At 62.1% G+C, this 25,565-nt stretch carries 27 protein-coding genes; 17 read left to right on the forward strand and 10 right to left on the reverse strand.

The genetic code is table 11. The annotated features are described in order from the left end of the window. Positions 1 to 99: 99 nt before the first annotated feature. Positions 100 to 1,449, reverse strand: a complete 1,350-nt coding sequence (gene pssA / locus AHA_RS01410) for a CDP-diacylglycerol--serine O-phosphatidyltransferase (protein ID WP_016349097.1) — start codon at positions 1,447 to 1,449, stop codon at positions 100 to 102. Between the two features lie 146 nt (positions 1,450 to 1,595). Continuing rightward, on the reverse strand, positions 1,596 to 2,936 hold the full coding sequence (gene gntU, locus AHA_RS01415) for a gluconate transporter (protein ID WP_011704293.1): 1,341 nt from the start codon (positions 2,934 to 2,936) through the stop codon (positions 1,596 to 1,598). A gap of 245 nt (positions 2,937 to 3,181) precedes the next feature. Here gntU and AHA_RS01420 point away from each other — a divergent pair, with 245 nt between their 5' ends. Genes AHA_RS01420 through AHA_RS01430 form a run of 3 tightly spaced genes read left to right on the forward strand, consistent with a single transcriptional unit; the run spans position 3,182 to position 6,146 of the window. Continuing rightward, a complete protein-coding gene (locus tag AHA_RS01420; protein WP_005307862.1) occupies positions 3,182 to 3,691 on the forward strand; it encodes a gluconokinase in 510 nt (169 codons plus the stop codon). Further along, positions 3,688 to 5,484: a phosphogluconate dehydratase gene (edd, locus tag AHA_RS01425; protein ID WP_011704294.1), complete on the forward strand. Its 1,797-nt coding sequence runs from the start codon at positions 3,688 to 3,690 to the stop codon at positions 5,482 to 5,484. The genes AHA_RS01420 and edd overlap by 4 nt, the downstream gene beginning before the upstream one ends. Before the next feature lie 20 nt (positions 5,485 to 5,504). After that, positions 5,505 to 6,146 (forward strand): bifunctional 4-hydroxy-2-oxoglutarate aldolase/2-dehydro-3-deoxy-phosphogluconate aldolase, encoded by a 642-nt coding sequence (locus AHA_RS01430; RefSeq protein WP_011704295.1) that lies wholly within the window; start codon positions 5,505 to 5,507, stop codon positions 6,144 to 6,146. 97 nt (positions 6,147 to 6,243) lie between these two features. Here AHA_RS01430 and AHA_RS01435 read toward each other — a convergent pair whose 3' ends face one another. Beyond that, positions 6,244 to 7,251 carry a substrate-binding domain-containing protein gene (locus tag AHA_RS01435; RefSeq protein ID WP_011704296.1) on the reverse strand — a complete coding sequence of 336 codons (1,008 nt, stop codon included), beginning with the start codon at positions 7,249 to 7,251 and terminating at the stop codon, positions 6,244 to 6,246. Positions 7,252 to 7,341: 90 nt separating this feature from the next. Between AHA_RS01435 and AHA_RS01440 the strand changes: the two genes are divergently transcribed. Continuing rightward, positions 7,342 to 7,992, forward strand: coding sequence for a Qnr family pentapeptide repeat protein (locus AHA_RS01440; protein ID WP_011704297.1), 651 nt, complete (start codon positions 7,342 to 7,344; stop codon positions 7,990 to 7,992). 121 nt (positions 7,993 to 8,113) lie between these two features. On the opposite strand, the gene envC is transcribed toward AHA_RS01440, so the two are convergent. Continuing rightward, positions 8,114 to 9,424 (reverse strand): murein hydrolase activator EnvC, encoded by a 1,311-nt coding sequence (envC, locus tag AHA_RS01445; RefSeq protein ID WP_011704298.1) that lies wholly within the window; start codon positions 9,422 to 9,424, stop codon positions 8,114 to 8,116. A 9-nt stretch (positions 9,425 to 9,433) separates the two neighbouring features. Continuing rightward, a complete protein-coding gene (gene gpmM / locus AHA_RS01450) occupies positions 9,434 to 10,963 on the reverse strand; it encodes a 2,3-bisphosphoglycerate-independent phosphoglycerate mutase (RefSeq protein WP_016349104.1) in 1,530 nt (509 codons plus the stop codon). 325 nt (positions 10,964 to 11,288) lie between these two features. Here gpmM and AHA_RS01455 point away from each other — a divergent pair, with 325 nt between their 5' ends. From AHA_RS01455 to gpsA, 3 genes are read left to right on the forward strand one after another with little or no spacing between them, the layout of a single operon-like run. Further along, on the forward strand, positions 11,289 to 11,720 hold the full coding sequence (locus AHA_RS01455; protein WP_005307875.1) for a rhodanese-like domain-containing protein: 432 nt from the start codon (positions 11,289 to 11,291) through the stop codon (positions 11,718 to 11,720). Between the two features lie 47 nt (positions 11,721 to 11,767). Further along, positions 11,768 to 12,238: a protein-export chaperone SecB gene (gene secB, locus AHA_RS01460; protein ID WP_011704300.1), complete on the forward strand. Its 471-nt coding sequence runs from the start codon at positions 11,768 to 11,770 to the stop codon at positions 12,236 to 12,238. Positions 12,239 to 12,240: 2 nt separating this feature from the next. Then, positions 12,241 to 13,245: an NAD(P)H-dependent glycerol-3-phosphate dehydrogenase gene (gene gpsA / locus AHA_RS01465; protein WP_011704301.1), complete on the forward strand. Its 1,005-nt coding sequence runs from the start codon at positions 12,241 to 12,243 to the stop codon at positions 13,243 to 13,245. An 83-nt stretch (positions 13,246 to 13,328) separates the two neighbouring features. On the opposite strand, the gene nfuA is transcribed toward gpsA, so the two are convergent. Beyond that, positions 13,329 to 13,907 carry a Fe-S biogenesis protein NfuA gene (nfuA, locus tag AHA_RS01470; RefSeq protein ID WP_011704302.1) on the reverse strand — a complete coding sequence of 193 codons (579 nt, stop codon included), beginning with the start codon at positions 13,905 to 13,907 and terminating at the stop codon, positions 13,329 to 13,331. Between the two features lie 80 nt (positions 13,908 to 13,987). After that, positions 13,988 to 14,716, reverse strand: coding sequence for a ComF family protein (locus tag AHA_RS01475; RefSeq protein ID WP_011704303.1), 729 nt, complete (start codon positions 14,714 to 14,716; stop codon positions 13,988 to 13,990). A 36-nt stretch (positions 14,717 to 14,752) separates the two neighbouring features. On the opposite strand from AHA_RS01475, the gene bioH reads away from it, so the two are divergent. The 4 genes from bioH to AHA_RS01495 all read left to right on the forward strand — a co-directional run bounded on the left by bioH (position 14,753) and on the right by AHA_RS01495 (position 16,995). Beyond that, positions 14,753 to 15,517 carry a pimeloyl-ACP methyl ester esterase BioH gene (gene bioH, locus AHA_RS01480; protein WP_011704304.1) on the forward strand — a complete coding sequence of 255 codons (765 nt, stop codon included), beginning with the start codon at positions 14,753 to 14,755 and terminating at the stop codon, positions 15,515 to 15,517. Positions 15,518 to 15,588: 71 nt separating this feature from the next. Next, on the forward strand, positions 15,589 to 15,822 hold the full coding sequence (locus AHA_RS01485) for a flagellar basal body rod C-terminal domain-containing protein (protein WP_011704305.1): 234 nt from the start codon (positions 15,589 to 15,591) through the stop codon (positions 15,820 to 15,822). A 1-nt stretch (position 15,823) separates the two neighbouring features. Continuing rightward, complete coding sequence (locus AHA_RS01490) at positions 15,824 to 16,621, forward strand: putative metalloprotease CJM1_0395 family protein (protein ID WP_011704306.1); 798 nt, start codon at positions 15,824 to 15,826, stop codon at positions 16,619 to 16,621. A gap of 95 nt (positions 16,622 to 16,716) precedes the next feature. Beyond that, on the forward strand, positions 16,717 to 16,995 hold the full coding sequence (locus AHA_RS01495) for a hypothetical protein (protein WP_011704307.1): 279 nt from the start codon (positions 16,717 to 16,719) through the stop codon (positions 16,993 to 16,995). A 55-nt stretch (positions 16,996 to 17,050) separates the two neighbouring features. On the opposite strand, the gene AHA_RS01500 is transcribed toward AHA_RS01495, so the two are convergent. Together AHA_RS01500 and greB are read right to left on the reverse strand one after the other, a co-directional pair. Next, complete coding sequence (locus AHA_RS01500) at positions 17,051 to 19,357, reverse strand: Tex family protein (RefSeq protein ID WP_164927512.1); 2,307 nt, start codon at positions 19,355 to 19,357, stop codon at positions 17,051 to 17,053. Between the two features lie 269 nt (positions 19,358 to 19,626). Then, on the reverse strand, positions 19,627 to 20,100 hold the full coding sequence (gene greB / locus AHA_RS01505) for a transcription elongation factor GreB (protein WP_011704309.1): 474 nt from the start codon (positions 20,098 to 20,100) through the stop codon (positions 19,627 to 19,629). A 236-nt stretch (positions 20,101 to 20,336) separates the two neighbouring features. On the opposite strand from greB, the gene ompR reads away from it, so the two are divergent. Together ompR and envZ are read left to right on the forward strand one after the other, a co-directional pair. After that, on the forward strand, positions 20,337 to 21,056 hold the full coding sequence (ompR, locus tag AHA_RS01510) for an osmolarity response regulator transcription factor OmpR (RefSeq protein ID WP_011704310.1): 720 nt from the start codon (positions 20,337 to 20,339) through the stop codon (positions 21,054 to 21,056). Next, positions 21,053 to 22,363, forward strand: coding sequence for a two-component system sensor histidine kinase EnvZ (gene envZ / locus AHA_RS01515; RefSeq protein WP_017410611.1), 1,311 nt, complete (start codon positions 21,053 to 21,055; stop codon positions 22,361 to 22,363). Before ompR ends, envZ begins: the two co-directional genes overlap by 4 nt. A 35-nt stretch (positions 22,364 to 22,398) precedes the next feature. Here the strand turns inward: envZ and AHA_RS01520 are convergent, their stop codons facing one another. Continuing rightward, a complete protein-coding gene (locus tag AHA_RS01520) occupies positions 22,399 to 23,313 on the reverse strand; it encodes a DMT family transporter (RefSeq protein WP_011704312.1) in 915 nt (304 codons plus the stop codon). 356 nt (positions 23,314 to 23,669) lie between these two features. Between AHA_RS01520 and rpsJ the strand changes: the two genes are divergently transcribed. From rpsJ to rplW, 4 genes are read left to right on the forward strand one after another with little or no spacing between them, the layout of a single operon-like run. After that, on the forward strand, positions 23,670 to 23,981 hold the full coding sequence (gene rpsJ / locus AHA_RS01525) for a 30S ribosomal protein S10 (protein ID WP_005307944.1): 312 nt from the start codon (positions 23,670 to 23,672) through the stop codon (positions 23,979 to 23,981). Between the two features lie 22 nt (positions 23,982 to 24,003). Further along, entirely contained in the window at positions 24,004 to 24,636 is a 633-nt protein-coding gene (gene rplC, locus AHA_RS01530; RefSeq protein ID WP_010672559.1) for a 50S ribosomal protein L3, read from the forward strand. A 17-nt stretch (positions 24,637 to 24,653) separates the two neighbouring features. Next, entirely contained in the window at positions 24,654 to 25,259 is a 606-nt protein-coding gene (gene rplD, locus AHA_RS01535) for a 50S ribosomal protein L4 (protein WP_005340616.1), read from the forward strand. Beyond that, a complete protein-coding gene (gene rplW / locus AHA_RS01540) occupies positions 25,256 to 25,558 on the forward strand; it encodes a 50S ribosomal protein L23 (protein ID WP_005307955.1) in 303 nt (100 codons plus the stop codon). Before rplD ends, rplW begins: the two co-directional genes overlap by 4 nt. Positions 25,559 to 25,565 lie beyond the last annotated feature (7 nt).

Below are 25,565 nucleotides of genomic sequence, written 5' to 3' on the forward strand. Positions count from 1 at the left end.
TTGGGGGTCGGCTGGTGGGGAGCTGAGCCCACAATGACAAAGGCCTGCCGATGTGCGGCAGGCCTTTGTCATGATCCCTGAGAGCGCGATGCGCGCCGGTCAGATGATGCGCTTGAGCAGGATGTGGGCCTTGACCCTGTGGATCCGGGCCAGCAGCTTGCGTACCTGATCCGGGTAGTCCTGGATCTGCTCGATCTGATCGAAGTGGCTGATGCGCTTGGTGTTGGCCAGGATGTTCTCGCGCTCGGCGTTGAACTGGGGCCGCAGCAGGTGACGGCGATCGTAGACCAGCAGGCCGTTCTCCAGATCCAGCGCCCAGGCGCGGGGATTGAGGTTGTTGCCGGTGAGCAGGGCCCACTCGTCATCCACGAAAATCCCCTTGAGGTGGTAGGAGTTGCGCTCGCAGCACCAGAGCATCAGGTTGAGACGGCCGGCATCGATGTGATGCTGGTTGCGCTCGGCGAACTTGCGCAGGTTGGTCTCGTACAGATAGGGCAGACCACCGATGGTGGAGAATTTCTCCTCCGGCGGAATGAAGAAGTCGTTGGCGGTCTTGTCGCCCACCACGATGGTCACCTTGCAGCCGCGCTTGAGCAGGGCCTCGATATCCTTGTTCAACTCTTTTGGCGGGTTGAAGTAGGGGGTGCAGATGAAGATCTCCCGCTCGGTGGCCCGCACCAGGGTACGGATCATCTTGTTGAGCTGGTTGCCGCGCTTGCCCAGGCCGCTCATCGGGGTGATGGCCACCTCCTGGCTGTTGACCGGCATGGTGTCGAAGCGGTACTGGCCGAGGCGCAGGTTGTGCTTGAAGCGGCGGATCGGCCCCTTCAGCTGCTTGGCGCTGGGGATGTCGGTGCGATCCAGTCGCTGCACCGCCTCGCTGCGCAGGAACAGGTCATCCACGTAGTTGACCATGCTGCGGGTCAGCTCCGGGCTGGTGATCTGGTGATAGCGGTCGAAACGGTAGCGATCCTGCTGGTGCAGGTAGATGTCGTTGAGGCTGGCACCGGAGTAGAGCAGGGTGTCATCGAAGATGAAGCCCTTGAGGTGCAGTACCCCGAGCAGTTCACGCCCCTTCACCGGCACGCCGTAGATGGCGATCTGGTGCTCGTGGCGGGCAGCCATCTCCTGATACATCAGGTGGTTGCCGCCTTGCTTGCCCTTGCCGATCAGGCCGCGCTGGGCACGGTGGAAGTCGACGAACACCTTGACGTCGAGGGCCGGGTTGCGCTGCTTGGCGGCGTAGAGGGCGGAGAGGATCTCGCGACCCGCCTCGTCATCCTGCAGATAGAGCGCCACCAGATAGATGCGCTGACGCGCGCTGGCGATGAGCGAAAGGATCCGGCTCTTGAAGTCCTTGGCGCTGTTGAGCACTTCAAACTGGTCTGCGGCGACGGCGATCTGGGGCAGGCGCGCCAGCAGCTGTCGATAATGTGCCGATGAATGCATAGAGAAACCTGAAATCACTGCGTTAAGCGTTCCACTCGGAGCGATGGATAGGCGATTCTAGCAATCTCGCCCTGTTAGCCAAAGAAAGAATCGTCATAAAGATGAAAAAGGCCTCACATTGGAGGCCTTTTTCCGGACGGTTGCGATCAGAGGAAGCTGTAGATGATCATCGCCATCACGCCACCGGTGGTGCCTATGATGGTCTCCATCACGGTCCAGGTCTGCAGGGTCTGCTTCTCGGTGAGGCCGAGGTAGCGGTTGGCCAGCCAGAAGCCGGAGTCATTGACGTGGGAGAGCACGATGGCCCCGCCGCCGATGGCGATGGTGACCGCCGCCAGCTGGGCGCCGTTCAGGCCGAGCGGCTCCAGCATCGGCAGCACCAGACCGCAGGCGGTCAGCATGGCGACGGTGGCGGAACCCTGAATGACCCGCACCGCGGCTGCCAGGATGAAGGCCAGCGCGACGATGGGCAGGCCGGAGTCCGCCAGCATGTTGCCAAGGGCGGCACCCACGCCGGAATCCACCAGGATCTGCTTGAACACGCCACCGGCACCGGTCACCAGGATGATGACGCCGGCTGGCTGGATGGCGCTGTTGCAGACATTCATCACCTCGTCACGGGACATGCCGCGACGGATCCCCAGCAGGTAGAAGGCGGCCAGGCAGGCGACCATGATGGCGGTGAAGGGGTGGCCGATGAACTCCAGCCAGCCGTGCAGGGGTGTGCCGGCCTCGACGAAGCGCCCAACGATGGTCTTGAGACCGATCAGCAGCAGCGGCAGACCGATGAGGCCCATGGCCAGCCCGAAGGAGGGCAGGTTCTGGCCGTCGTCGTGGGCGCTGCTCTGGGCGTCGGCCGGCAGCGGCACGTCCACCACCTTGCTGATCAGCTCGCCAAACAGCGGGCCGGCCAGGATCAGGGCAGGAACGGCGGCGATCAGGCCGAACAGGATCATGTAGCCGAAGTCGGCGCCCAGCTGGGACGCCACCAGAATGGGGCCCGGCGCCGGGATCAGGAAGGCCTGGCAGGTGGCGATACCCGCCAGCAGGGCGATGCCTATCTTCACCACGCTGCCGCCGCCGCGACGGACGATGGCAAAGGCCACCCCGATCAGCAGCACCACGGCCACGTCGAAGAACAGCGGCAGAGCGCAGATGAAGCCGGTCAGTGACATGGCCCAGTTGGCGCGCTTGACGCCGAAGGTACCGAGCAGGGTATGAGCCACCCGGTCGAGGGCGCCGGTGACTTCCATCACCTTGCCGAACATGGCGCCCAGTGCCACCACCACGGCGACGAAACCGAGGGTGCCGCCCATCCCTTTCTGGATGGTGGCGGCGATGTCGGCCGGGTTCATGCCGGCGGCGAGCCCCGCCACCATGGAGACCAGGATGAGGGAGACGACCGCGTGCAGGCGGGCCTTCATCACCAGAAAGAGCAGCAGCACGATGGAGCCGGCGGCCGTCATGATCAGGGAGAGGTCAGACATTGTTGTGCATTCCTTGTTCCAAGTTCAGTGTCGACACCCTGCCGATCCGTCGGCAGACCATATCTTTATGATTTATTTAGATTTATGGCCAGGGCTCAAACTCGATTGCCCAGGTGACTATGAGTGCGCTCAGTCTGTGGCAGACTTCACAATTCTTGTTGTTACCGGTAACATGTTACCGGTAACGTGCTAAGTTAGAACCCATCGGCAGCACGTTTTTTGAAAAATGAGATAGAGGTCAAACAATGGCGGGTAAGAGCATTATCGTGATGGGTGTATGTGGTAGCGGCAAGTCCAGCGTGGGCCTCAAGGTGGCCAGCGTGCTGGGCGCCAAGTTCATCGACGGTGATGATCTGCACCCCAGGGCCAACATCCAGAAGATGGCCGGCGGCAACCCGCTCAACGACGAGGATCGCGCCCCCTGGCTGGAGCGGATCCGCGACGCGGCCTACAGCCTGGAGCAGAAAAACGAGGTGGGCGTCATCGTCTGCTCGGCCCTCAAGAAGCAGTATCGCGACCAGATCCGTGAAGGCAACGAGTCGGTCAGCTTCCTCTTCCTCGACGGCAGCCAGCCGCTGATCCTCGAACGGATGCGGGCCCGCAAGGGCCACTTCATGCGCGAAAGCATGGTACAAAGTCAGTTCGATACCCTGGAGCGCCCGGACGGCGAAGCCGGTGTATTCCATATCGATATCGACGGCACCTTCGAACAGGTGGTTGATCGCGCCGTCACAGCATTGGAGCAAGCCCAATGATCCATCAGGTCATTTCCAGCGTCACCGCCCGCATTCGCGAGCGCAGTGCCGCCCGTCGCCAGGCTTTTCTGGCCCGCATCCAGCGTCAGGCCGATCAGGGCAAGACCCGCGCCGCACTGGCCTGCGGCAACCTGGCCCACGCCGTGGCCGCCTCCAGCTGTGACGAGAAGGGGCGCATCCTCGACATGACCCGTGCCAACGTCGGCATCGTCACCGCCTACAACGACATGCTGAGCGCCCATCAGCCCTATCAGGGCTATCCGGACATCATCAAGGCCGCGCTGGCCGAGCTGGGCCACAGCGCCCAGGTGGCCGGCGGCGTGCCTGCCATGTGCGACGGCGTGACCCAGGGGCAGCCGGGGATGGACATGTCCCTGTTCTCCCGCGATCTGATCGCCCAGGCGACCGCGCTGTCGCTCTCCCACAACACCTTCGATGCCACCCTGCTGCTCGGCATCTGCGACAAGATAGCGCCGGGCCAGATCATGGGGGCGCTCTCCCACGCCCACCTGCCCACCGCCTTCGTGCCGGCCGGCCCGATGGCGAGCGGTATCAGCAACGACGAGAAGGTGAAGGTGCGCCAGCAGTACGCCGCCGGCGAAGTGGGCCGTGACGCCCTGCTGCAGATGGAGTGCGGCGCCTACCACGCGGCGGGCACCTGCACCTTCTACGGCACCGCCAACACCAACCAGCTGGTATTCGAGGCCATGGGTCTGATGCTGCCGGGCTCCGCCTTCGTGCACCCGCACAGCGAGCTGCGCCGCGCCCTCACCGAGGAGGCGGCCCGCCGCATCAGCGCCATGATCCCGGGTTCCCCGGCCTATCGCCCCCTGAGTGCGGTGATCGACGAGCGCTCGCTGGTCAACGGTCTGGTGGCCCTGCTCGCCTCCGGCGGCAGCACCAACCACAGCATCCACATGGTGGCGCTGGCCCGCGCCGCCGGTCTGCACCTGACCTGGGACGACATCAGCGATCTCTCCGATGTGGTGCCGCTGTTGGTGCGCATGTACCCGAACGGCCCGGCCGACGTCAACGCCTTCGAACAGGCGGGCGGCGTGCCCGGTCTGATGCGCCGGCTGGCCGAAGAAGGGTTGATCCACCTGGACGCCACCCCGGTGTTTGGCGAGATGCAGGATTACCTCAGCCGCCCGGCACTGGTGGATGGCCAGCTGGTGTGGCAGCCGGTGGGTGAGAGCGGCGATGCGAGCGTATTGTCCCCCTCCGGCAGCGTATTTCAGGCTACCGGCGGCACCAAGTTGCTGGCAGGCAATCTGGGCCGCGCCGTGGTCAAGGTCTCTGCCGTGGCTCCCGAGTATCGGGTGATTGAAGCCCCGGCGCGGGTCTTCTCCTCCCAGCATGCGGTGGAGGCGGCCTACAAGGCGGGCGATCTCAATCAGGACGCTGTCATCGTGGTGCGTCACAATGGCCCGGCCGCCAACGGCATGCCGGAGCTGCACAAGCTGATGCCGGTGCTCGGTAACCTGCAGAAGGCGGGTTACAAGGTGGCGCTGGTCACCGATGGCCGTCTCTCCGGTGCCTCCGGCAAGATCCCGGCCGCCATCCACGTCACCCCGGAAGCGCTGCACGGCGGGGCCATCGGCCTGCTTGCCGATGGCGACCTGCTGCGGGTGGATGCGGTAAATGGCAGCCTCGACTGTCTGACCGATTTGAGTGGCCGTACCCAGGCCGAGATCGACCTCACTCTGGAACAAGAGGGGTGGGGCCGTGAACTGTTCAGCGTGATGCGTCGCGCGGTATCGAGCGCCGAGTGTGGCGCCACCATCTTTGATTAAGAGCTGACTAAGGAAGATCTATGCAGAACTGGAAAGTGACTCCGGCTGAGGTGTTTGCCGCCTCCCCGCTGGTACCCGTGATGGTCATCAACGAGCTGGAGCAGGCCCTGCCGATGGCCAAGGCGCTGCTGGACGGCGGCATCTCGGTGTTCGAGATCACCCTGCGCACCCCGGTGGCGCTGGAGGCCATCGCCCTCATCGCCAAGGCGATGCCGGATGCCATGGTCGGTGCCGGTACTGTGCTCAACTGCGCGCAGTTTGACGCGGCCGTGGCCGCCGGTGCCCGCTTCGTCATCTCCCCGGGGATGACCCCGGCCCTGCTGGCCCACGCAGCCAACAGCACGGCGCCGCTGATCCCGGGCGTGGCCACCCCGTCCGAGGTGATGCAGGCGCTGGAAGCGGGCTACGACCACCTCAAATTCTTCCCGGCCGAAGCGAACGGCGGCACCAAGGCGCTGGCTGCCATCGCCGCGCCGCTGCCCCAGGTGAAGTTCTGCCCCACCGGCGGTATCGGTCCGAAAAACGTGGCCGACTACCTGGCGCTCAAGTGCGTCGCCACCGTCGGCGGCTCCTGGATGCTGCCAGCCGAGGCCGTCAAGAACGGTAACTGGGAAGAGGTGACCCGACTCTCCCGCGAAGCCGTCGCCCTGGTCGCATCCTGATTTGACGCCGGCGTGAGCCGGACCTTCCGTTTGCCAAGCAAGCAGGCCACCCTCGGGTGGCCTGCTCTGTTCTGGTTGTATGGCGGGGATCTGGCCCTCAGCCCAGACTGTCCCCCTCGTACAGGGAGAAGCCCATGTCGAGCCGGGTGTCGGCCAGCGGCTGGCCGTTGAGGCGGGCCAGCAGCATGGTGGCGGCCGCACGGCCGATCTCCTTGCGCGGCGTGACGATACTGGCCAGCTTGGGGGTCATGGCGTGGCCGATGTCGAGGGCGTTGCTGCCGGCGATGGCGATCTGCTGGGGCACGGGTATCCACTTGGCCTGACACTGCAGCAGGGCGCCCACCGCCAGGTCATCGTTGGTGCAGAATAGGCCGTCCAGGTCGGGATAGCGCACCAGCGCCTGCTCCAGCAGCTGGCCGCCGAGGGTGAAGCTGGAGGATTGCTCGGTCAGCAGGTGCTGGCCGCTCAGGCCGAAATCCTGCATCGCCTGGTAGTAGCCTTCCATCCGCAGCTGGGTGCGCACGTCGAGCCGTGCGCCGAGATAGACCAGCTTGCGTCGGCCCCGGTGCAGCATCTCTGTTACCATGGCCCGGGCGGCTGCCCGGTGATCCATGCCGACCACCATGTCGATGGGACTCTGCGGCAGATCCATGGTCTCCACCACAGGAATGCCGGCGGTGGCGATCATCTTGCGGGTACGCTCGGTGTGCTGGCTGTCGGAGAGGATCAGCCCATCCACGTGATAGGAGAGCAGGGAGGCGACCTGCTCCTCTTCCCGCTCCGGACTGTAGCCGTAGTGGGCCAGCAGGGTCTGGTAGCCGGCGGGCCGGGTCACCGATTCGATGCCGTGCACCACGGCGGAGAAGACCTGGTTGGAGAGGGAGGGGATCAGGATGCCGATCGCCTTGCTGGTGGCGTTGGAGAGAATGTCCGGCGCCCGGTTGGGAATGTAGCCGAGCTCCTCCACCGCGGCGGCGATCCGCTCGCGGGTGCCCTCGGCCACGGCCTGTGGGTCGCGCAGGTAGCGGCTGACGGTCATCTTGGTGACCCCGGTCAGGTCGGCTATGTCCTGCAGGGTGGGGCGGCGCTTGCGGGTGTCGTTCATCTCGGGATCCGGCAGAAATGTTACACGTAACATTACCGTTTTTGTTTAACAAAGTCAGCATATGACGCCATCAACAGGGGGAGTCGCGGGATGATCAAGGACAAGTGCTTCGAGGGCGTGCGCTTCGAGCAGCAAGACCTGGAGGGGGAGCAGTTCCAGGGTTGCCGTTTCATCGGCTGCAACTTCTCCTGGCTCGATCTGGCCGAATGCCGCTTCGTCGACTGCAGCTTCTATGATCGGGAGAGCGAGCAGAGCTGTTTGCTGCAGGGTTGCGACCTGCGCGAGGCGAGCTTCCTGCGCTGCGATCTCACCATGGCCGATTGCAGTCGCAGTCAATGTCTGGGGCTGGAGCTGCGCGACTGTCAGGCGCTGGGGATCAACTTCTCCCGGGCCAGCTTTGCCAACCAGATCACCGTCAAGAGCTACTTCTGCGAGGCCCATCTGACCGGCAACAACTTCAGTTACGCCAATTTCGAAGGGTGCCTGCTGGAGCAATGCGAATTGAGCGGCAATCGCTGGCAGGGGGCCAACCTGTTCGGTGCCTCGCTGGCGGGCTCCGATCTCAGCGGATCCGAGTTTGGCCAAATAGACTGGGCCAGCGTCAACCTGCAGGGTTGTGACCTGCGCCAGTGCGATCTGCCGGGGCTGGATCTGCGGCGGGTCAATCTGGACGGGGTGCAGATCAACGAAGATCAGCAGCAGGCCTTGCTGGAGCAGATCGGGCTGATCGTCTTCCCCTGAGCTGGCAGGAAAAGAGGTAAGTTTTCGTCATCTGCCGTCATGCCCGCTGCTGGCGGCGATCAAAAAAGCCTGCATGATGCAGGCTTTTCTGGATGGCAGGTTGGCGGCCGGGTGGCGGTGATCAGCGCTTGGCCAGCCATTTGGTGGGGTTGATCGCCTCGCCCTGATAACGGATCTCGAAGTAGAGGCCGGGCCTGTCCTGGCCGCCGCTGTCGCCGACCAGCGCCACCGGTTCACCCTGTTCCACGTTCTGTCCCACCTGGCGCAGCAGCGACTGATTGTGACCGTAGAGGCTCATGTAGCCGCGGCCGTGATCGATCACCAGCAGCATGCCGAAGCCGTCGAGCCAGTCGGCATAGACCACCTGGCCCGGTGCCACCGCCTTGACCTGGGTACCTTCACTGGCGCCGATCAGGGTGCCTTTCCACTTCAACTCGGCGGTGCGCGGCGAGCCGTAGGCGATCAGGATAGGGCCCTGCACCGGCCAGCGCAGGCTGCCGTTGGTCTTGAGCCCGCTGTAATAGCCGGCGCTGCTGATCCCCGAACCCCGCTCGGGTTTGCTGCTGGCCACTTCCTCGGTCGGCTGCTGTTGCTCGGCACGGCGCTGCTCTGCCAGCTTGCGCTGCCGCTCCTGCTCCGCCTTCAGCTTGGCGAGGCGTTCCCGCTCGGCCCGTTCGCGCCGTTCCTGCTCTTCTCGCTGGCGGCGCAGCTCTTCCAGCCGGGCCTTCAAGGTTTTTTCCGCCTTGACCAGTTTGCTCAGCTTCTGTTCGTCATCCTGAACCGATTGCTGCAGCTGGTTGCGCACCTTGGCGCGGCTCTGCTGGCTGGCCAGCAGGCTCTGATGATGTTGCTGCTGTTCGCTCAGCAGGCTTTGCAGCCGGCTTTCGGTCTCTTTGGTGGCCTGCTGGTTTTTGGCCAGCTTGGTGCGGGTGGCACGCAGCGCCTCGATGGCTTCGATGCGGGCCTTGTTGAGGTAGTCGTAGTAGTCGAGGGAGCGGCTCAGTTTGGCCGGATCCTGCTGATTGAGCAGCAGTTTGAGGTAATCGTGGTTGCCGGCGGTGAAGGCGCTCTCCGCCTGCTTGGCCAGCAACTGCTTCTGATGGCTGGCCTGCTGTTCCAGATCCAGCTTGTCCTGTTGCAGCCCCACCAGCTTCTGCTGGTTCTCTCTGAGCTGCTGCTTGGTCTGCTCGAGCTTGGCGGCGGCGGCCGAGATGGCCTGCTCATCAGCCTTGAGCTGGGTATTGAGCTTGGCAAGCTCCTGCCTGCTGAGCTTGATGGTCTGCTGCTGTTCCTTGATCTGGGACTGCATGGCACCGAGCTGCTGGTTGGCAGCCCAAGCCGTGGCCGGCCCGAACGACAGACAAAAAAACAGCGCGCCGGCCAACAGGCCGACGCGACTGGTTTTGGTTGAAATAACTTCGCATCCCCGCATGGGGAAGGATTATTTCAGAATCATCAGGGGCTTGCCAGTCATTTCCGGCGGTACCGGCAGACCCATCAGGGTCAGCATGGTGGGGGCCAGATCGGACAATTTGCCGCCTTCAGCCACCTCGGCCTTGCGACCGAAATAGATGAGCGGAACCGGCAGATTGGTGTGGGCGGTGTGGGCCTGACCGGTCTCTTCGTCCATCATCTTCTCGGCGTTGCCGTGGTCGGCGGTGATCAGGCACTCGCCACCCACTTCGGCCAGCGCGTCGGTGACGCGACCGATGCAGTGGTCGACCGCTTCACAGGCTTTGACCGCGGCGTCGAACACGCCGGTGTGGCCGACCATGTCGCCGTTCGGGTAGTTGCAGATGATGACGTCGTACTTGCCGCTCTTGATGGCGCCGACCAGCTTGTCGGTCAGCTCTTCGGAGCTCATTTCCGGCTGCAGGTCATAGGTGGCCACTTTCGGGCTGGCGACGATCTCGCGATCTTCGCCAGTGAAGCAGGCCTCTTCGCCGCCGTTGAAGAAGAAGGTGACGTGGGCGTACTTCTCGGTTTCGGAGATGCGCAGCTGGGTCTTGCCCTGCTTGGCCAGCCATTCACCCAGGGTGTTGACCAGCGCGGTCGGCGGGTAGGCACAGGCGGTTTTGATATCGGCCGCGTATTCGGTCAGCATCACGAAGTTCAGCGCTGGAGTAGCGGTGCGGGCGAAGCCGGTGAAGTCGCTGTCGACGAAGGCGCGGGTGATCTCGCGGGCACGGTCGGCACGGAAGTTCATGAAGATCAGCGCATCGCCATCTTGCATGGGGGCGGCGGCACCGATGCGGGTGGCTTTGACGAATTCGTCGTTCTCGTCGCGAGCGTAGGCGGCGGCCAGGGCTTCGCTGGCGCTGTCGGCGGTGAACTCGCCCTTGCCCTGGGTCATCAGGTCATAGGCTTGCTGCACGCGATCCCAGCGGTTGTCGCGGTCCATGGCGTAGTAACGGCCGATCATGGAGGCGAAGCGACCCTTGCCCAGGCGGGCGAACAGGGCATCGAACTGCTCGATGGAGGACTGGGCGGAGCGCGGCGGCACGTCACGGCCATCCAGGAAGGCGTGGAAGTAGATCTGCTCGGCGCCACGCTTGGCGGCCATTTCGATCATACCCATGATGTGCTCTTCGTGGCTGTGCACGCCACCCGGGGACATCAGGCCCATGATGTGCACGGCCTTGCCCTTGGTCACGGCAGCATCGACCGCCTTGGCCAGCTCGACGTTCTGGAAGAAGTCGCCGTCCTGGATGTCTTTGGAGATGCGGGTCAGTTCCTGATAGACGATGCGACCGGCGCCGATGTTGACGTGGCCCACTTCGGAGTTCCCCATCTGACCATCCGGCAGACCCACGTCCAGGCCGGAGCCGGAGATCAGGGTGCTGGTATAGTCACGGGCGAGACGGTCGAGGTTGGGAGTCTTGGCGGCAGCGACGGCGTTGTGCTCTTGCTTGGTGCTGTAGCCCCAACCGTCCATGATGACCAGAACCAAAGGTTTCTTAGCTGTTGACATAAGGCTATGTCCTCTCGGATAGGAATGAATTGCGGGAAGTGAAACTAGCGTAATATTACTACATCTGCCGAAATAGTCACCTGATAGCCAAGCCCCGTCCGGCGGGGGCCGCACGCTGTTGCCGAGCTGTTTCTTCTTTGTCGCCGGCTTGTCGCACCACTCGACGAATCCTCGCCCTAGCGGGCCGAATGCCACTTTTTATGCCGCCGCTTTCCCTCGTCCCCGTCTGGTGGGAGCCCGCTCCCGCTTTGCCGCCAAGATGGCTGATCTTGGCTGGGTCCCCATGTATACTCGGGCACTTGTCTTGGTCCCTGGATAGTAGAAGATGCAAGAGTATTTGGATTTTGCGGCCCGCAACCCGCTGCTGACCGCAGCCTGGTTCGGCCTGGCAGGCACCCTGGTTTACACCACGGTGCGTGCTCGTTTTTCTCCGGTGAAGTCGGTGAACAACCACACCGCAACCCTGCTGATCAACCGTGAAAACGCCACCGTAGTGGATATTCGCAGTCAGGAAGAGTTTGCCAAGGGTCATCTGGCCGGTGCCCAGCACCTGCCGCTCAGCCAGATCCAGAGCAATAATCTGGGCCCGGTTGAAAAGCATAAAGATGCCCCCATCATAGTGGTGTGCGAGTCGGGGATGACCGCTGGTGGCGCGGGTCGCCAATTGAGCAAAGCCGGCTTCAAGCAGGTGTATGTGCTCAGCGGTGGCATGGCCCAGTGGCGTGCAGAGAATCTGCCGGTGACCAAAAAACGCTGATTTAAGGGCCTGCGCCCACCTATTTTCATAAAAAGGAATCAAACAAAATGGCTGAAGAGATCAACAACCAGGAAGTACAACCGGAATTCCACATCCAGCGCGTCTACACCAAGGACGTCTCCTTCGAAGCGCCGAATACCCCGCACATCTTCCAGAAAGAGTGGCAGCCGGACGTCAAGCTGGACATGGACACCAAGACCAACATCCTGGCCGACAGCGTCTATGAAGTGGTACTGACCCTGACCGTGACCTGCAAGCTGGAAACCGAAACGGCCTTCCTGTGTGAAGTTCAGCAAGCCGGTATCTTCACCATCGGCAACCTGCCTGAGCCGCAACTGGCTCACTGCCTGGCTGCCTTCTGCCCGAACATCCTGTTCCCGTATGCTCGCGAAGCGGTGTCCAACCTGGTGAGCAAGGGTTCCTTCCCGCAGCTGAACCTGGCACCGGTCAACTTCGATGCCCTGTTTGCCCAGCACATGGCGCAGGCACAGGCCCAGCAGGCGACTGCGGAAGCCTGATAATGGCCGACCAGATCGCTATCTCGGTCTTGGGGGCGGGGTCTTATGGCTCCGCCCTTGCCATTTCTCTGGCGCGCAACGGTCATCCGACCCTGCTGTGGGGTCACGACCCTGCCCATGTCGCCGAGCTGGAACAAGACCGCTGCAACAAGGCTTTTCTGCCGGATGTCCCTTTTCCTGCCGATCTGCAGCTGACCGCCGATCTGCAACAGGCGGTACAAGCCGCCCCCGTGCTGCTGCTGGTGGTGCCGAGCCATGTGTTCGGCCAGGTGCTGGCCCAGGTCAAACCCTTCCTGCGCCCGGATACCCGTATCGCTTGGGCCACCAAGGGGCTGGAGCCGGACAGCGGCCGTCTGCTGCAAGACGTGGCGCGCGAGGTGCTGGGTGACGAGATGCCGCTGGCGGTCATCTCGGGCCCTACCTTCGCCAAGGAGCTGGCCGCCGGTCTGCCGACCGCCATCTCGGTGGCGTCGACCCACGACGACTTTGCCGACGATCTCTCCTTGCTGCTGCACTGTGGCCGTTCGTTCCGGGTCTATACCAATCCGGACTTCATCGGTTTGCAACTGGGCGGGGCGGTCAAGAACGTCATCGCCATCGGTGCCGGTCTCTCCGACGGGCTGGGTTTTGGCGCCAACGCCAGGACCGCGCTCATCACTCGGGGCTTGGTAGAGATGCAGCGCCTGGGCGCCGCGCTCGGGGCCGACGCCAAGACCTTCATGGGGATGGCGGGGCTCGGGGATCTGGTGCTGACCTGTACCGACAACCAGTCGCGCAACCGTCGCTTCGGTCTGGCCCTCGGGGCCGGCAAGGATGTGAACACCGCCATGGCCGAGATCGGTCAGGTGGTGGAAGGCTATCGCAACACCAAGGAGGTGCATCTGCTGGCGGCCCGCTGCGGTGTCGAGATGCCCATCTGCGAGCAGATCTTCAAGGTGCTGTACGAAGGCAAGAATCCGAAAGAGGCGGCCATCGCTTTGCTGTCGCGAGACAAGAAGGACGAGTGATCCGCTCGCCGCAGAATGCAAAAGGCCCCGCCAGCTGGCGGGGCCTTTTCTTTGCCGCATGTCTTTGCGACAAGGGCAGCAAATCAGTAGTAGGAGTGATCGCCGCGCTGGTGCTCGGTGGCATCCTTGACACCGTTGAGCTCGCCGGGGAATTTCTCCAGCAGCTGCTTCTCGATCCCCTCTTTCAGGGTGTAGTCGACCATGGAGCAACCGTTGCAACCGCCGCCGAACTGCAGAATGGCCAGCTTGTCCTCGGTCAGCTCGACCAGGGTGACCTTGCCGCCGTGACCGGCCAGCATGGGGTTCACCTCGGACATCAACACGTACTCGATACGGTCGATCAGCGGGGCGTCGTCGGCCACTTTGCGCATCTTGGCGTTCGGGGCTTTCAGGGTGAGCTGGGAGCCCATCTGATCGGTGACGAAATCGATGGTGGCATCCACCAGGAAGGGGGCGCTCAGGGGATCGACCAGGCAGTCGAAGCCGCTGAAGGGCAGGTGTTGATCTTCCGGATCGACCGCGTCGGGTGGGCAATATGATACGCCGCACTCGGCATTCTGGGTTCCCGGATTGACCACAAACACCCGGATATTGGTGCCATCAGGCTGTTTTTCCAGCAGTTTACGGAAATGGGCCTGGGCGGTGTCGGAAATGCTGATCATCACTATCCTCATAAACCTGAGTGTACGACTAGGGTATTCATGATAACTCTCTTGGCAAGGCTTGGGTAGCATGCCGATGGTTACTTGAGATGCTTGAGGGTACGACAGACGGCCCACACTTCCACCTTTGTGACTCCGCTCTCATGGAGCAAACGGGTGAGATGGCCGGCGGTCGCGCCCGTGGTGACCACATCATCGAGCAGCGCCACGTGTTGATAGGCGTGGGGCCTGATCTGGAAGGCGCCGCGCAGATTGCGCCGCCGTTGGCCGGCACTGAGCTTGGTTTGCTGCGCGGTTGCCCTGACCCGGCGCAGCAGGCGGTTGTTGCAAGGAATGGCGGTCAGCTCGCTGAGAGTGAGGGCTATCTCTTCCGCCTGATTGAAGCCGCGCCACCATTGGCGCCACCAGTGCAGCGGTACCGGAATGATGGCCTCTGGCGGATCGCTGAGATCCAGATGATCGGCAAGCAGTCGGGCGAGCAGCGGGGCCAGCAGGATCTGGCCGGAATACTTCAACCGGGGGATCAGCATGGGGTAGGGTGGCCGGTAGTCACCGATGACCTGCAGCCGCTCCCATGGCGGCGGCCTGCGCTGGCAGCGACCGCAGATCGGCAGGCGTTCTTCATGCATTGCTGGCAAGGGAGCTGCACACAAGCGGCAGGTGTGGTCAGCTTGCTGCAGTGCCTGCCGGCACCAGCTGCACAGCAAGGGGTCAACATCGCAAGGCTGCTGGCAGAGCAGGCAGTTGCCCTGCCAGTCGGCATGGCGGCCGAGGATCGGACTTGCTTTGGCGAGCAGCCGCTTTAACATGCTGACCCCAACAGAGTGAACAGGATCTGAGTCTAGATGAGCGTATCGGTTGAGCGGTTTGGTCAGGGGCCCGATCTGGTGTTGTTGCACGGATGGGGAATGAATGGCGCGGTCTGGCATGGCATTGTGCCGGCCCTGGCGTCTCGCTATCGCGTCCATCTGGTGGATCTGCCCGGCTTTGGCAACAGTCCGCTGGCAGGCGAGGTGGAGTACAGTCTGCCCTGGCTGGCTGAAGAGGTGGCAGCCATCCTGCCGGAGCAGTGCCATTTGCTGGGGTGGTCCCTCGGTGGCCTGGTGGCAAGCCAGTTGGCCTTGAGCCATCCCGAGCGACTGCACTCTCTCATCACGGTGGCCAGCTCCCCCTGTTTCATGGCCCGTGACGAATGGCCAGGGATCGCCCCCAAGGTACTGGCCGGTTTCAACCAGATGCTGGCAGGGGACTTCAAGCAGACCATAGAACGCTTCCTGGCGATCCAGGCCATGGGCAGCGAACACGCCAGGGACGACATCCGCCAGTTGCGCCACTGGCTGGCGGAGCGGCCCGCTCCACAGCTGGCCGCGCTGGAGGCCGGACTCGGTTTGCTGGCCGAGGTCGATCTGCGCGATGAGCTAACACCATTGAGCCTGCCTTGGCTGCGAGTCTACGGTCGGCTGGATTCGCTGGTGCCCAAGGCATCGATCCCTCTGCTGGACGAGCGTTACCCAAGCAGCCGGAGTGTGGTGCTGGAAAAGGCCTCACACGCGCCCTTTATTTCCCATCCACAGCAGTTCATTGAAATCATTGAACATTTTGTAGGTTGAAAAATAGCCAATTTGCTTCATTAATCCTCTGGCGTGGCGGATAATTAATCCAGTGTCAGAGGAGAGTTGTCATGCGTATAGATTCAGCATTGAACAGCGGTGTGCAAGGCTTTCAGCGTGCGGAGCAGATCGCCGACAAGGCGTCCAGCCAGATCGCCAGGCTCAATACCCCGAGCGGTGACAAGGTGCAGTTGCCCGAAGAACTGGTGAACCTCAAGAGTGCCGAGGTGCAGGCCGGCGCCTCTGCCAAGGTGATCCAGACCGCCAGCGACATGATGGGAACCCTGATCGACATCCGGGTGTGACATGAACATCAATGTCAGTCTGCCGACCATCATTCCCAACCAGCTGCAACCGCAGACGGAATCGGCACGCACTGACAATCGTCGCGCGGCACTCATCCCCCAGAGCCGCCAGAGCGAGGCTTTCAACGCCGAGTCCGAAGTCGGCTCCCAGAAAGAGAAGTCCAGAGCCAGCCAGGCCAATCCCAATCAGACTTCCCAGCAGGCACGAGACGGTGCCCAGACCAGCAACCCGCAGGCGGCGATCGACAACCGCTTTGTCGAGGCCGCCGGTGAGGATGGTCAGCGCAACAAACAGCAGGATCCCAAGCAGCAGGAGCAACAACAGAAGCAGGAGCTGCAGGTCAAGGAGCTGGCCGACAGGGATCAGGAGGTGCGCACTCACGAGCAGGCGCACCAGAGCACCGGTGGTCAGTATGCCGGCAGCCCTACCTATGAATTCGCCATGGGGCCGGATGGCAAGCGTTACGCGACCGGCGGTGGCGTCTCCATCGACATCGGGACCATCCCCGGTGATCCCAGAGCCACCATCGCCAAGATGCAACAGGTGCGGGCCGCCGCACTGGCGCCTGCCGAGCCCTCCTCTCAGGATCTGAGCGTGGCCAGAAGTGCTGCGGCCAAGGAGGCACAGGCCCGCAAGGCGCTGCTCTCATCCGACCCTGATACCGCCCTGGCTGCCGATGGCAGCGCCAAGACGGGCGTGCTGAACGGCTACATGGAGCAGCGCAACCAGGTCATCGCCCAGCGTTATCAGCAGGCAGTCAAGCCAGCGGCCCAGCAGAACCTGAACCTGAGTGTCTGAGGTTTCCACCGTCTTTCCGTCCGGTTTTTTCCCTCGCGAGCAGGCATTTGCAACTAATCTGAGGGGTAATCCCATCCACGCTCACAGGAGTCGTCATGCACTTTGATGAAGTCAAACCGGAAGATTTTGCCACCTTCTCCCGTGTACCACCGCCGCACCTCCAGATGGAGCAGTTCTTGATGCAGCTCGGCGGGGGCGGCACCGAAGGCACCCATTTCAAGAAGAAGGTGATGCTGGCAGCAGGTTGGAGCCATACCGGCGTGGTTTCCTATGGCAAGTATCCGCAAGAGGCCTGCAAGGCATTCAATCGGCTGCGGGAAGTGCTGGCAGCCCATCGGGAGGCTGACGCCATTCTGGCTGCTCTGGCCCAATAAGGCCGCACAACAGCGACAAAAAAGCCCCGCGAGGGGCTTTTTGCATTCCGGGGGCTTATTTCTTCAGTTTCGACAGGGCAGCCGCGAAGGCGTTGCCCATGGCGCCATCGGCCGGGGGGCTCTGACGCGGTGCCTGCTTCGGCTTGGCATTGCCGGTGTGGCGCGGCTCGGCCGGTTTGCGTGCCGGCTGGCCGGCTTTTTCATCCAGACGCATGGTCAGACTGATGCGTTTGCGCGGTACGTCGACCTCCAGCACCTTGACCCGGACGATGTCACCGGCCTTGACCACCTCGCGGGGATCCTTGACGAAGCGATCGGTCAGGGAGGAGATGTGCACCAGCCCGTCCTGATGGACGCCGATGTCGACGAAGGCGCCGAAGTTGGTGACGTTGGTGACCACCCCCTCCAGCACCATCTCGGGCACCAGATCGCTGATTTTCTCTACCCCTTCTTTGAAGGTGGCAGTCTTGAACTCGGGGCGCGGGTCGCGGCCTGGCTTGTCCAGCTCACCGATGATGTCGGTGACGGTAGGCACCCCGAACTGCTCGTCGGTGTAGTCGGTGGGCTTGAGGGTGCGCAGCAGGCTGCTGTTGCCGAGCAGGCTGTCCACGGTCTGCTCCAGCTTGGCGAGGATCCGCTCCACCACAGGGTAGGATTCCGGGTGCACCGCTGAACCGTCCAGCGGATTGCTGCCGCCGCGAATGCGCAGGAAGCCGGCGCACTGCTCGAATGCCTTGGGCCCGAGCCGACTCACTTTCAGCAACTGCTGACGATGCTGGAAGGCGCCGTTCTCATCCCGGTAGGCGACGATGTTCTGGGCCAGGGTCTGGGAGAGGCCGGAAACCCGGTTGAGCAGGGCGACCGAGGCGGTATTCACATCCACCCCGACTGCGTTCACGCAATCCTCGACCACCGCATCGAGCCGGCGGGCCAGTTGGCTCTGGCCGACGTCGTGCTGGTACTGGCCGACACCTATGCTCTTGGGATCGATCTTGACCAACTCGGCCAGCGGATCCTGCAGGCGGCGGGCGATGGAGACGGCGCCACGAATGGAGACGTCGAGATCAGGGAACTCCTGGGAGGCGAGCTCGGAGGCGGAGTAGACCGAGGCCCCTGCTTCACTCACCACAATCTTCTGCGCCTTGGCGGCCGGGTAGCGCTCGAACAGATCGCTCACCAGGCGGTCGGTTTCCCGCGAGGCGGTGCCGTTGCCGATGCTGATGAGTTCGACCCTGTGCTTCTGGCACAGCTCGCTCAGGGTCTTGAGACTCTGGTCAACCTGACGCTTGGGTTCGAACGGATAGATGGTCGCGTGATCGACCAGCTTGCCGGTGGCATCGACCACCGCCACCTTGACCCCGGTGCGGATGCCCGGATCCAGCCCCATGGTGCAGCGCATGCCCGCCGGCGCTGCCATCAGCAGATCCTTGAGGTTCATGGCGAATACCTTGATCGCCTCGTCTTCTGCTGACTCGCGGATGCGGCCGATCAGCTCGGTCTCCATCTGCAAGGAGAGCTTGATCTTCCAGGTCCAGCTCACCACCCCTTGAAGCCACTTGTCGGCCGGACGATTTTGCAGGTTGAGCTTGAGGTGATGAGCAATGATCCCTTCGCAGGGGCTGGCACCCTCATCGTCACCCGCGACCAGCGCCAGATTGAGCACACCCTCGTTGCGACCGCGCAGCATGGCCAGCACCCGGTGGGAGGGGGCCTTGTGCAGCGGTTCGTCATGCTCGAAGTAGTCCTTGAACTTGGCCCCTTCCTGCTCCTTGCCGGTCACCACGCGAGCACGCAGGGTGGCGTTGTGCCACAGGTAGTCGCGCAGCTTCTCCAGCAGGTCGGCCTGCTCGGCGAAGCGCTCCATCAGGATGTAGCGGGCACCGTCGAGGGCGGCCTTGCCGTCGGTGATCCCCTGCTCGGCATTGAGGAAGCGAACCGCCTCCTGCTCGGGATCTTTCAGCGGGTCGCTCAGCAGCAGGTCGGCCAGTGGCTCCAATCCCGCCTCGATGGCCATCTGCCCCTTGGTGCGCCGCTTGGGCTTGTAGGGGAGGTAGAGGTCTTCCAGCCGGGTCTTGCTGTCGGCGTCGTTCAGCTCGCGGGCCAGTTCCGGGGTCAGTTTGCCCTGCTCTTCGATGGAGCGCAGGATCACCTGGCGGCGATCCGCCAGTTCGCGCAGGTAGCCGAGGCGACTCTCCAGGGTACGCAGCTGGCTGTCATCCAGACCGCCGGTCACCTCTTTGCGGTAACGGGCGATGAAGGGGACGGTAGCGCCTTCGTCCAGCAGGCGAACGGCGGCCTGCACCTGTTCCGGGCGGGCATTCAGCTCACCGGCAATCTGATGTTCTATTACGTGGCTTTGCATCGAGGGTCTCTTGGTCGGGTCCTGGTCAACGGGCAGGCGCGAGGCGATGTCGCCGGGCAGGGGGTCTGTCCTGGCGGTACTCAAGGTACCAGCCGGACCACTGCCGCGCGGGCCGGTTGGCGCCGCAAGGCGCCGGGTGTGAGCACTATATGGGGTCGGGCAGCGGGATGCCACCCCGGCAAAAACGACGCTTGTCATACCCGGTGGGCGGACATGCTCGGTCTCTCCTGGCCTCGTCAGCCGATTTGGCCGTCTGGGTCGGCGCTGGCTTATTTGGGATAGCTGATCTCATTGATGTACCAGCAGGCGTCACCGACTGGCGTACGCACTATGGCCTCGTCGCCTACCTCTTTCTTGAGCAGGGCGCGGGCCATGGGGGAGTCGATGGAGATGTAATCCTTGCGCTCGAAGATCTCGTCATAGCCGACGATGCGAAAGCGCTTGGTCTCTCCCTCCTCGTTTTCCACCTCGACCCAGGCACCGAAAAAGACCTTGCCCTCCTGGGCGGGGGAGTAGTCGACGATCCCCAGCTCCTCGAGGCACTTGCGCAGATAACGGACCCGCCGGTCGATCTCTCGCAGCCGCTTCTTGTTGTATTGGTAGTCGGCATTCTCGCTGCGATCACCGAGGCTGGCCGCCCAGGCCACTTTGCGGGTGGTCTCGGGGCGCTCCTCGCGCCAGAGGAAATCGAGCTCCTGCTTGAGCTTGTTGTAGCCTTCACGGGTGATCAGCTTGGTCTTCATCGGTCGTTACCTGTGTCAGTGGGGCTGATGAGCCTCTTATGGCTCGGCAGATCTTATCCGTTGTCGCCTTGCTGTCGAGCAAAAACTGGGGCGTCTGAGGGGATGCCTGAGTGATGAGACACGGGGGGAAGGGGCGCAAAATCGGCTGAATGGGCAATAACCGGTAACATATTTAGGCTTGGCCGTTACGAGCCCGAGCTCTAGTATTGGCAGCATATCGAGAGGAGAGGCAAGCAATGAGTCAGCAATACAAGGTTCTGGTCGTCGACGATGATTTGAAATTACGTTCCCTGCTGGAGCGCTACCTGACCGAACAGGGGTTCGTGGTTCGGGGCGTCGCCAATGGCGAACAGGCCGACCGCCTGCTGACCCGTGAGAACTTCAGCCTGATGGTGCTGGATCTGATGCTGCCGGGGGAAGACGGCCTCTCCATCTGCCGCCGCCTGCGCGAGGCTGGCAACCAGATCCCGGTACTGATGCTGACCGCCAAGGGGGATGAGGTGGACCGCATCGTCGGGCTCGAGATGGGTGCCGATGATTACCTGCCCAAGCCGTTCAACCCCCGTGAGCTGCTGGCCCGGATCCGCGCCGTGCTGCGCCGGCACACCGTCGAGTTGCCGGGGGCCCCCTCCACCGCCGAGAAGGTAGTGAGCTTTGGCAGCTATCAGCTCAACCTGGCGACCCGCGAGCTGAGCCGCGATGGTGACCCGGTTGCACTGACCAGCGGTGAATTCGCCGTGCTCAAGGTGCTGGTGAGCCATCCGCGCGAGCCTCTCTCCCGCGACAAGCTGATGAACCTGGCCCGCGGTCGTGAATACACCGCCACCGAGCGCAGCATCGACGTGCAGGTCTCCCGCCTGCGTCGCCTGCTGGAGCAGGATCCGGCGCAGCCCCGTTATCTGCAGACCGTCTGGGGTCTGGGCTATGTGTTCGTGCCGGACGGTGACTGCGAATGAAGAAAGTGAGCAGCATGTTCTCCCGCATGCTCTGGTTTTTGGCCGCCGTGCTGGTGGTCTATCAGTTTGTCTCCTATGCCACCTTCTACAACTATCTGCTGGCGCCGACCGTCAAGCAGATCAGCCACCTGCTGGCCAACCAGGTCAAGCTCATCTTCCCGGTCGAGAGCAACCAGCTGGCGCTGAGTGAAGATGCCGAGGCGCTGGTCTATGTGGCGACCGGCAGCGACATCTATACCCAGACCGAGGCGGAGCAGCACGGGCTCAACGAGTCCAAGCCCTACACCTATCTGGAAGAGAGCATCAGCCGCGAGCTGGGGGGCAAGACCAAGGTCAGGGTCGAGATCCAGGATCACTACATCATCTGGATCCAGCCGCCCCAGGCCAATAAGGTGTGGGTGCGCATCCCGCTGACCGAGATCGAAGATGACGACATCGAGCCGCTGATCCTCTACATGAGCGTGCTGCTGGTGGTGACCCTGTTCGCCGCCTGGCGCTTTGCCCGTCAGCTGGTAAGGCCGCTGGAGGATCTGGAGGCGGGGGCCGTGGCGGTGGCGCGTGGCAATTTCCCCGATGCGTTGGGGGAGCAGGGTTCGCGGGAGGTGCGTCGGCTGACTCGCACCTTCAATCACATGTCGAGCTCCATCAAGGGCCTGATCGAGGAGCGCAACCTGATGATGGCGGGCGTCTCCCACGATCTGCGTACCCCGCTGACCCGTATCCGGCTGGCGACCGAGATGATGTCCTCTGGCGATGAGTACCTCAAGGAGAGCATCAACGCGGACATTGACGAGTCCAACGGCATCATCGATCAGTTCATCGACTACATTCGGCCGGACGAGGGGCTGGATACCCAGCAGATCGACCTGACCCAGCTGATCCACGACAGCTTGCTGGTACAGACCGATCAGGGACTGGAGGTGGAGCTCGAGTTGCCGGCCGAGGCGGTACGGGTGGCCTGCAACCCCATCAGCATCCGCCGCATCCTCAACAACCTGTCGGGCAATTCGCTGCGCTACGGTGCGAGCCGGCTGCAGGCCGAGCTCAAGGATGATGGTCACTGGGTGCGGTTGCGTCTGTCGGATGACGGCCCCGGCATTCCGGAGCAGGATTACTACCGGGTGCTCAAGCCCTTCACCCAGGGCAACGAGGCCCGTACCGGCAGCGGCAGCGGCCTGGGGTTGGCCATCGTCGCCAAGATAGTGTCCCAGCATCATGGCACCATCAGGTTGGGGCGCTCCGAGCTGGGGGGCTTGCTGGTGGAGATCCGGCTGCCCAAGAACCAGCCGCTGGAGTGGATTGATTGAACGAAGGGCGTATCCGTGGATACGCCCTTTGCATGTCAGGCTTGCGGCTCGCTGGTCTTGCGGTAGCGCCTGCCATATTTCAGCTGCTGGATCAGCAGGGCGGCGACGATGAGCGCCAGCCCGATGGGGGTGGCGGGGTGGATGGTTTCGCCGATCAGCAGGTTGAGCAGTACCAGCGAAGCAAACGGCGAGATGAAGATGAGGTTGCTGATGGGGGCCGTGTTGGTGGCGTGGCGCAGCGCCATCAACCAGAGCACGAAACCGAAGCCCATCTCGAATAGCCCCACGTAGATGGCGCCGGCCCACCCCTGCCAGGCGGTCATGGAAAAGTCCGAGAGCAGCCAGGTTGCCGCAACGATAAAGGGTAGGCTGATGAGGAAGCCGAGCAGCAGGCTGACGATGGGGTCGCCCTGATTGCGGGTGTTGAGGATCCAGTAGCCGGCCCAGATCAGGGTCGACACCAGCGCCAGCGTGACGCCGAGGGGGCTGTCGAACTGCAGACCGAATACATCCCCCCTGGTGGCGATCACCAGCGCGCCGAAGTAGCCGAGCACGATGGCGACTCCGTCGCGGCGGCGCAGCTTCTGACCGAGGAAGGGCACCGCCAGCAGACTGAGGGTGATGGCCCAGGTGTAGTTGAGGGTCTGTGCCTGCTGGGCGGGCAGCAGGTCATACGCCTTGAACAGCAGCAGGTAATAGAAGAAGGGGTTGAGCACTCCCAGTGCCAGATAGTAGAGGGGGCGACTCTTGATGTAGCCGAGCAGCAGCGGCAGTTTGCCCTGACAGGCCACGATCACCCCCAGCGTCAGGGTCGAGGTGCAGGCCGCGACCAGCAGCAGCTGTACAGGTTCAAAGTAGGCGAGGGAGATCTTGAAGGCGCTGGCGACCGTCGACCAGAGGGCGACGGCGCAGAGTCCATATTGATAGGCTTTTTTCTGATCTTTGAGCATGGGGTGTCGTTCCGATGACGCAGGCCGGCGCACAGTCTACCAGCCTGTCTGCAACATTGTCGTTACCCCTGCCAGGCAAAGGCTTGCCCAGTTGTTGGCGAGATCCATCTGTCACATAAAATTGCGCACAATCTGTTCGCCTTCTCTTGCGCAAATTGAAAAAATCCGTATAATCCTCTCCGCTTACCCATGAGGTAAGCCAGACGATATGTCTGCTTGCTGAGTTTCCCGCTTGCGGGGGCCAGCCATACAGTCCTCCCGATATGGGAGGAAACGTGAAAAATCACACCTCTGGCGGGAGTAATCTCGGTCGGGCGGTGTTGATTTATGTTCTTTTATCTATTGGAGCTCTGTCAATGCAGAACCAAAGAATCCGTATCCGCCTGAAGGCTTTTGATCATCGCCTGATCGATCAATCCACTGCGGAAATCGTTGAAACTGCAAAGCGCACCGGCGCGCAGGTTCGCGGTCCTATTCCGCTGCCGACTCGCAAAGAGCGCTTCACCGTCCTGATCTCCCCGCACGTCAACAAAGATGCGCGTGATCAGTACGAGATCCGCACTCACAAGCGTCTGGTAGACATCGTTGAGCCGACTGACAAGACCGTTGACGCCCTGATGCGTCTGGATCTGGCAGCTGGTGTAGACGTCCAGATCAGCCTGGGTTAATTACGGAAAGAGGTTGATAACAATGACAATCGGTCTTGTAGGTCGCAAAGTGGGTATGACTCGCATCTTCACTGAAGATGGCGTTTCTATCCCGGTGACTGTTATCGAAGTTGAAGCTAACCGTGTAACTCAGGTCAAATCTGTAGAAACCGACGGCTACAACGCTATTCAGGTTACCACTGGCGCCAAGAAAGCCAGCCGTGTAACCAAGCCGGAAGCTGGCCACTTCGCCAAAGCTGGTGTAGAAGCCGGTCGCGGTCTGTGGGAATTCCGCCTGAACAACGGTGAAACTTTCACTGTTGGTAGCGAGCTGAAAGTAGATCTTCTCGCTGACGTTAAGCTGGTAGACGTTACCGGCACATCCAAGGGTAAAGGTTTTGCCGGTACTGTTAAGCGCTGGAACTTCCGCACCCAGGATATGACCCACGGTAACTCTCTGTCCCACCGTGTACCTGGCTCCATCGGTCAAAACCAGACCCCGGGCCGTGTATTCAAGGGCAAAAAGATGGCTGGTCACATGGGTGCTGAGCGTGTAACGACTCAGAACCTGGAACTGGTTCGTGTTGACGCTGAACGCAACCTGCTGCTCATCAAAGGCGCAGTACCGGGTGCAACCAACGGCAACGTGATCGTTAAACCTGCCGTCAAAGCGTAACGTCTGAGGAGATAGTAATGGAATTGGTAATGAAAGACGCCAAGAGCGCTCTTGAAGTTTCCGAGACTACCTTCGGGCGCGAATTCAACGAAGCTCTGGTTCACCAGGTTGTCGTTGCTTATGCCGCTGGTGCCCGTCAGGGTACTCGTGCGCAGCTGACTCGCTCTGAAGTGTCTGGTGGCGGCAAAAAGCCGTGGCGTCAGAAGGGTACTGGTCGTGCCCGTGCTGGCTCCATCCGTTCGCCCATTTGGCGTTCCGGTGGTGTGACTTTTGCAGCTAAGCCGCAAGATCACAGCCAGAAAGTAAACAAGAAGATGTACCGCGGCGCTATCCGTAGCATCCTGTCCGAGCTGGTACGTCAAGAGCGCCTGATCGTTGTTGAGAAGTTCGGCATCGAAGCTCCGAAGACCAAAGAACTGATCGCCAAGCTGAAAGAAATGGAACTGACTGACGTTCTGATCGTGACTGCTGAAGTCGATGAGAACCTGTTCCTGGCTGCTCGTAACCTGTACAAAGTTGACGTGCGTGACGTTGCCGGTATCGACCCGGTCAGCCTGATCGCTTTCGACAAGGTTCTGATGACTGCTGACGCAGTTAAGCAAATCGAGGAGATGCTGGCATGATCCGTGAAGAGCGTCTGCTGAAAGTTCTGAAGGCTCCGCACATCTCTGAAAAGAGCACCATGGTCGCAGAAAAGCAGAACACTATCGTGTTCAAAGTTGCTGTTGATGCCACCAAGGCGGAAGTCAAAGCTGCAGTTGCGAAACTGTTCGAGGTCGAAGTTGAGACCGTCCGTACCCTGAACATGAAGGGTAAGACCAAGCGCGCAGGTGCACGCGTAGGCCGTCGTTCCGATTGGAAAAAGGCTTATGTGACCCTGAAAGCTGGTCAGGACATCGACTTCATGGGCGCAGCCGAGTAAGAGGAGT

The organism is Aeromonas hydrophila subsp. hydrophila ATCC 7966 (assembly GCF_000014805.1).
Lineage (GTDB): Bacteria > Pseudomonadota > Gammaproteobacteria > Enterobacterales > Aeromonadaceae > Aeromonas > Aeromonas hydrophila.

Bases quoted from the DNA above. Each gene is read 5' to 3' on its own strand.
- pssA (WP_016349097.1), bottom strand. From the start codon at position 1,449: ATGCATTCATCGGCACATTATCGACAGCTGCTGGCGCGCCTGCCCCAG.
- gntU (WP_011704293.1), bottom strand. From the start codon at position 2,936: ATGTCTGACCTCTCCCTGATCATGACGGCCGCCGGCTCCATCGTGCTG.
- AHA_RS01420 (WP_005307862.1), top strand. From the start codon at position 3,182: ATGGCGGGTAAGAGCATTATCGTGATGGGTGTATGTGGTAGCGGCAAG.
- edd (WP_011704294.1), top strand. From the start codon at position 3,688: ATGATCCATCAGGTCATTTCCAGCGTCACCGCCCGCATTCGCGAGCGC.
- AHA_RS01430 (WP_011704295.1), top strand. From the start codon at position 5,505: ATGCAGAACTGGAAAGTGACTCCGGCTGAGGTGTTTGCCGCCTCCCCG.
- AHA_RS01435 (WP_011704296.1), bottom strand. From the start codon at position 7,251: ATGAACGACACCCGCAAGCGCCGCCCCACCCTGCAGGACATAGCCGAC.
- AHA_RS01440 (WP_011704297.1), top strand. From the start codon at position 7,342: ATGATCAAGGACAAGTGCTTCGAGGGCGTGCGCTTCGAGCAGCAAGAC.
- envC (WP_011704298.1), bottom strand. From the start codon at position 9,424: ATGCGGGGATGCGAAGTTATTTCAACCAAAACCAGTCGCGTCGGCCTG.
- gpmM (WP_016349104.1), bottom strand. From the start codon at position 10,963: ATGTCAACAGCTAAGAAACCTTTGGTTCTGGTCATCATGGACGGTTGG.
- AHA_RS01455 (WP_005307875.1), top strand. From the start codon at position 11,289: ATGCAAGAGTATTTGGATTTTGCGGCCCGCAACCCGCTGCTGACCGCA.
- secB (WP_011704300.1), top strand. From the start codon at position 11,768: ATGGCTGAAGAGATCAACAACCAGGAAGTACAACCGGAATTCCACATC.
- gpsA (WP_011704301.1), top strand. From the start codon at position 12,241: ATGGCCGACCAGATCGCTATCTCGGTCTTGGGGGCGGGGTCTTATGGC.
- nfuA (WP_011704302.1), bottom strand. From the start codon at position 13,907: ATGATCAGCATTTCCGACACCGCCCAGGCCCATTTCCGTAAACTGCTG.
- AHA_RS01475 (WP_011704303.1), bottom strand. From the start codon at position 14,716: ATGTTAAAGCGGCTGCTCGCCAAAGCAAGTCCGATCCTCGGCCGCCAT.
- bioH (WP_011704304.1), top strand. From the start codon at position 14,753: ATGAGCGTATCGGTTGAGCGGTTTGGTCAGGGGCCCGATCTGGTGTTG.
- AHA_RS01485 (WP_011704305.1), top strand. From the start codon at position 15,589: ATGCGTATAGATTCAGCATTGAACAGCGGTGTGCAAGGCTTTCAGCGT.
- AHA_RS01490 (WP_011704306.1), top strand. From the start codon at position 15,824: ATGAACATCAATGTCAGTCTGCCGACCATCATTCCCAACCAGCTGCAA.
- AHA_RS01495 (WP_011704307.1), top strand. From the start codon at position 16,717: ATGCACTTTGATGAAGTCAAACCGGAAGATTTTGCCACCTTCTCCCGT.
- AHA_RS01500 (WP_164927512.1), bottom strand. From the start codon at position 19,357: ATGCAAAGCCACGTAATAGAACATCAGATTGCCGGTGAGCTGAATGCC.
- greB (WP_011704309.1), bottom strand. From the start codon at position 20,100: ATGAAGACCAAGCTGATCACCCGTGAAGGCTACAACAAGCTCAAGCAG.
- ompR (WP_011704310.1), top strand. From the start codon at position 20,337: ATGAGTCAGCAATACAAGGTTCTGGTCGTCGACGATGATTTGAAATTA.
- envZ (WP_017410611.1), top strand. From the start codon at position 21,053: ATGAAGAAAGTGAGCAGCATGTTCTCCCGCATGCTCTGGTTTTTGGCC.
- AHA_RS01520 (WP_011704312.1), bottom strand. From the start codon at position 23,313: ATGCTCAAAGATCAGAAAAAAGCCTATCAATATGGACTCTGCGCCGTC.
- rpsJ (WP_005307944.1), top strand. From the start codon at position 23,670: ATGCAGAACCAAAGAATCCGTATCCGCCTGAAGGCTTTTGATCATCGC.
- rplC (WP_010672559.1), top strand. From the start codon at position 24,004: ATGACAATCGGTCTTGTAGGTCGCAAAGTGGGTATGACTCGCATCTTC.
- rplD (WP_005340616.1), top strand. From the start codon at position 24,654: ATGGAATTGGTAATGAAAGACGCCAAGAGCGCTCTTGAAGTTTCCGAG.
- rplW (WP_005307955.1), top strand. From the start codon at position 25,256: ATGATCCGTGAAGAGCGTCTGCTGAAAGTTCTGAAGGCTCCGCACATC.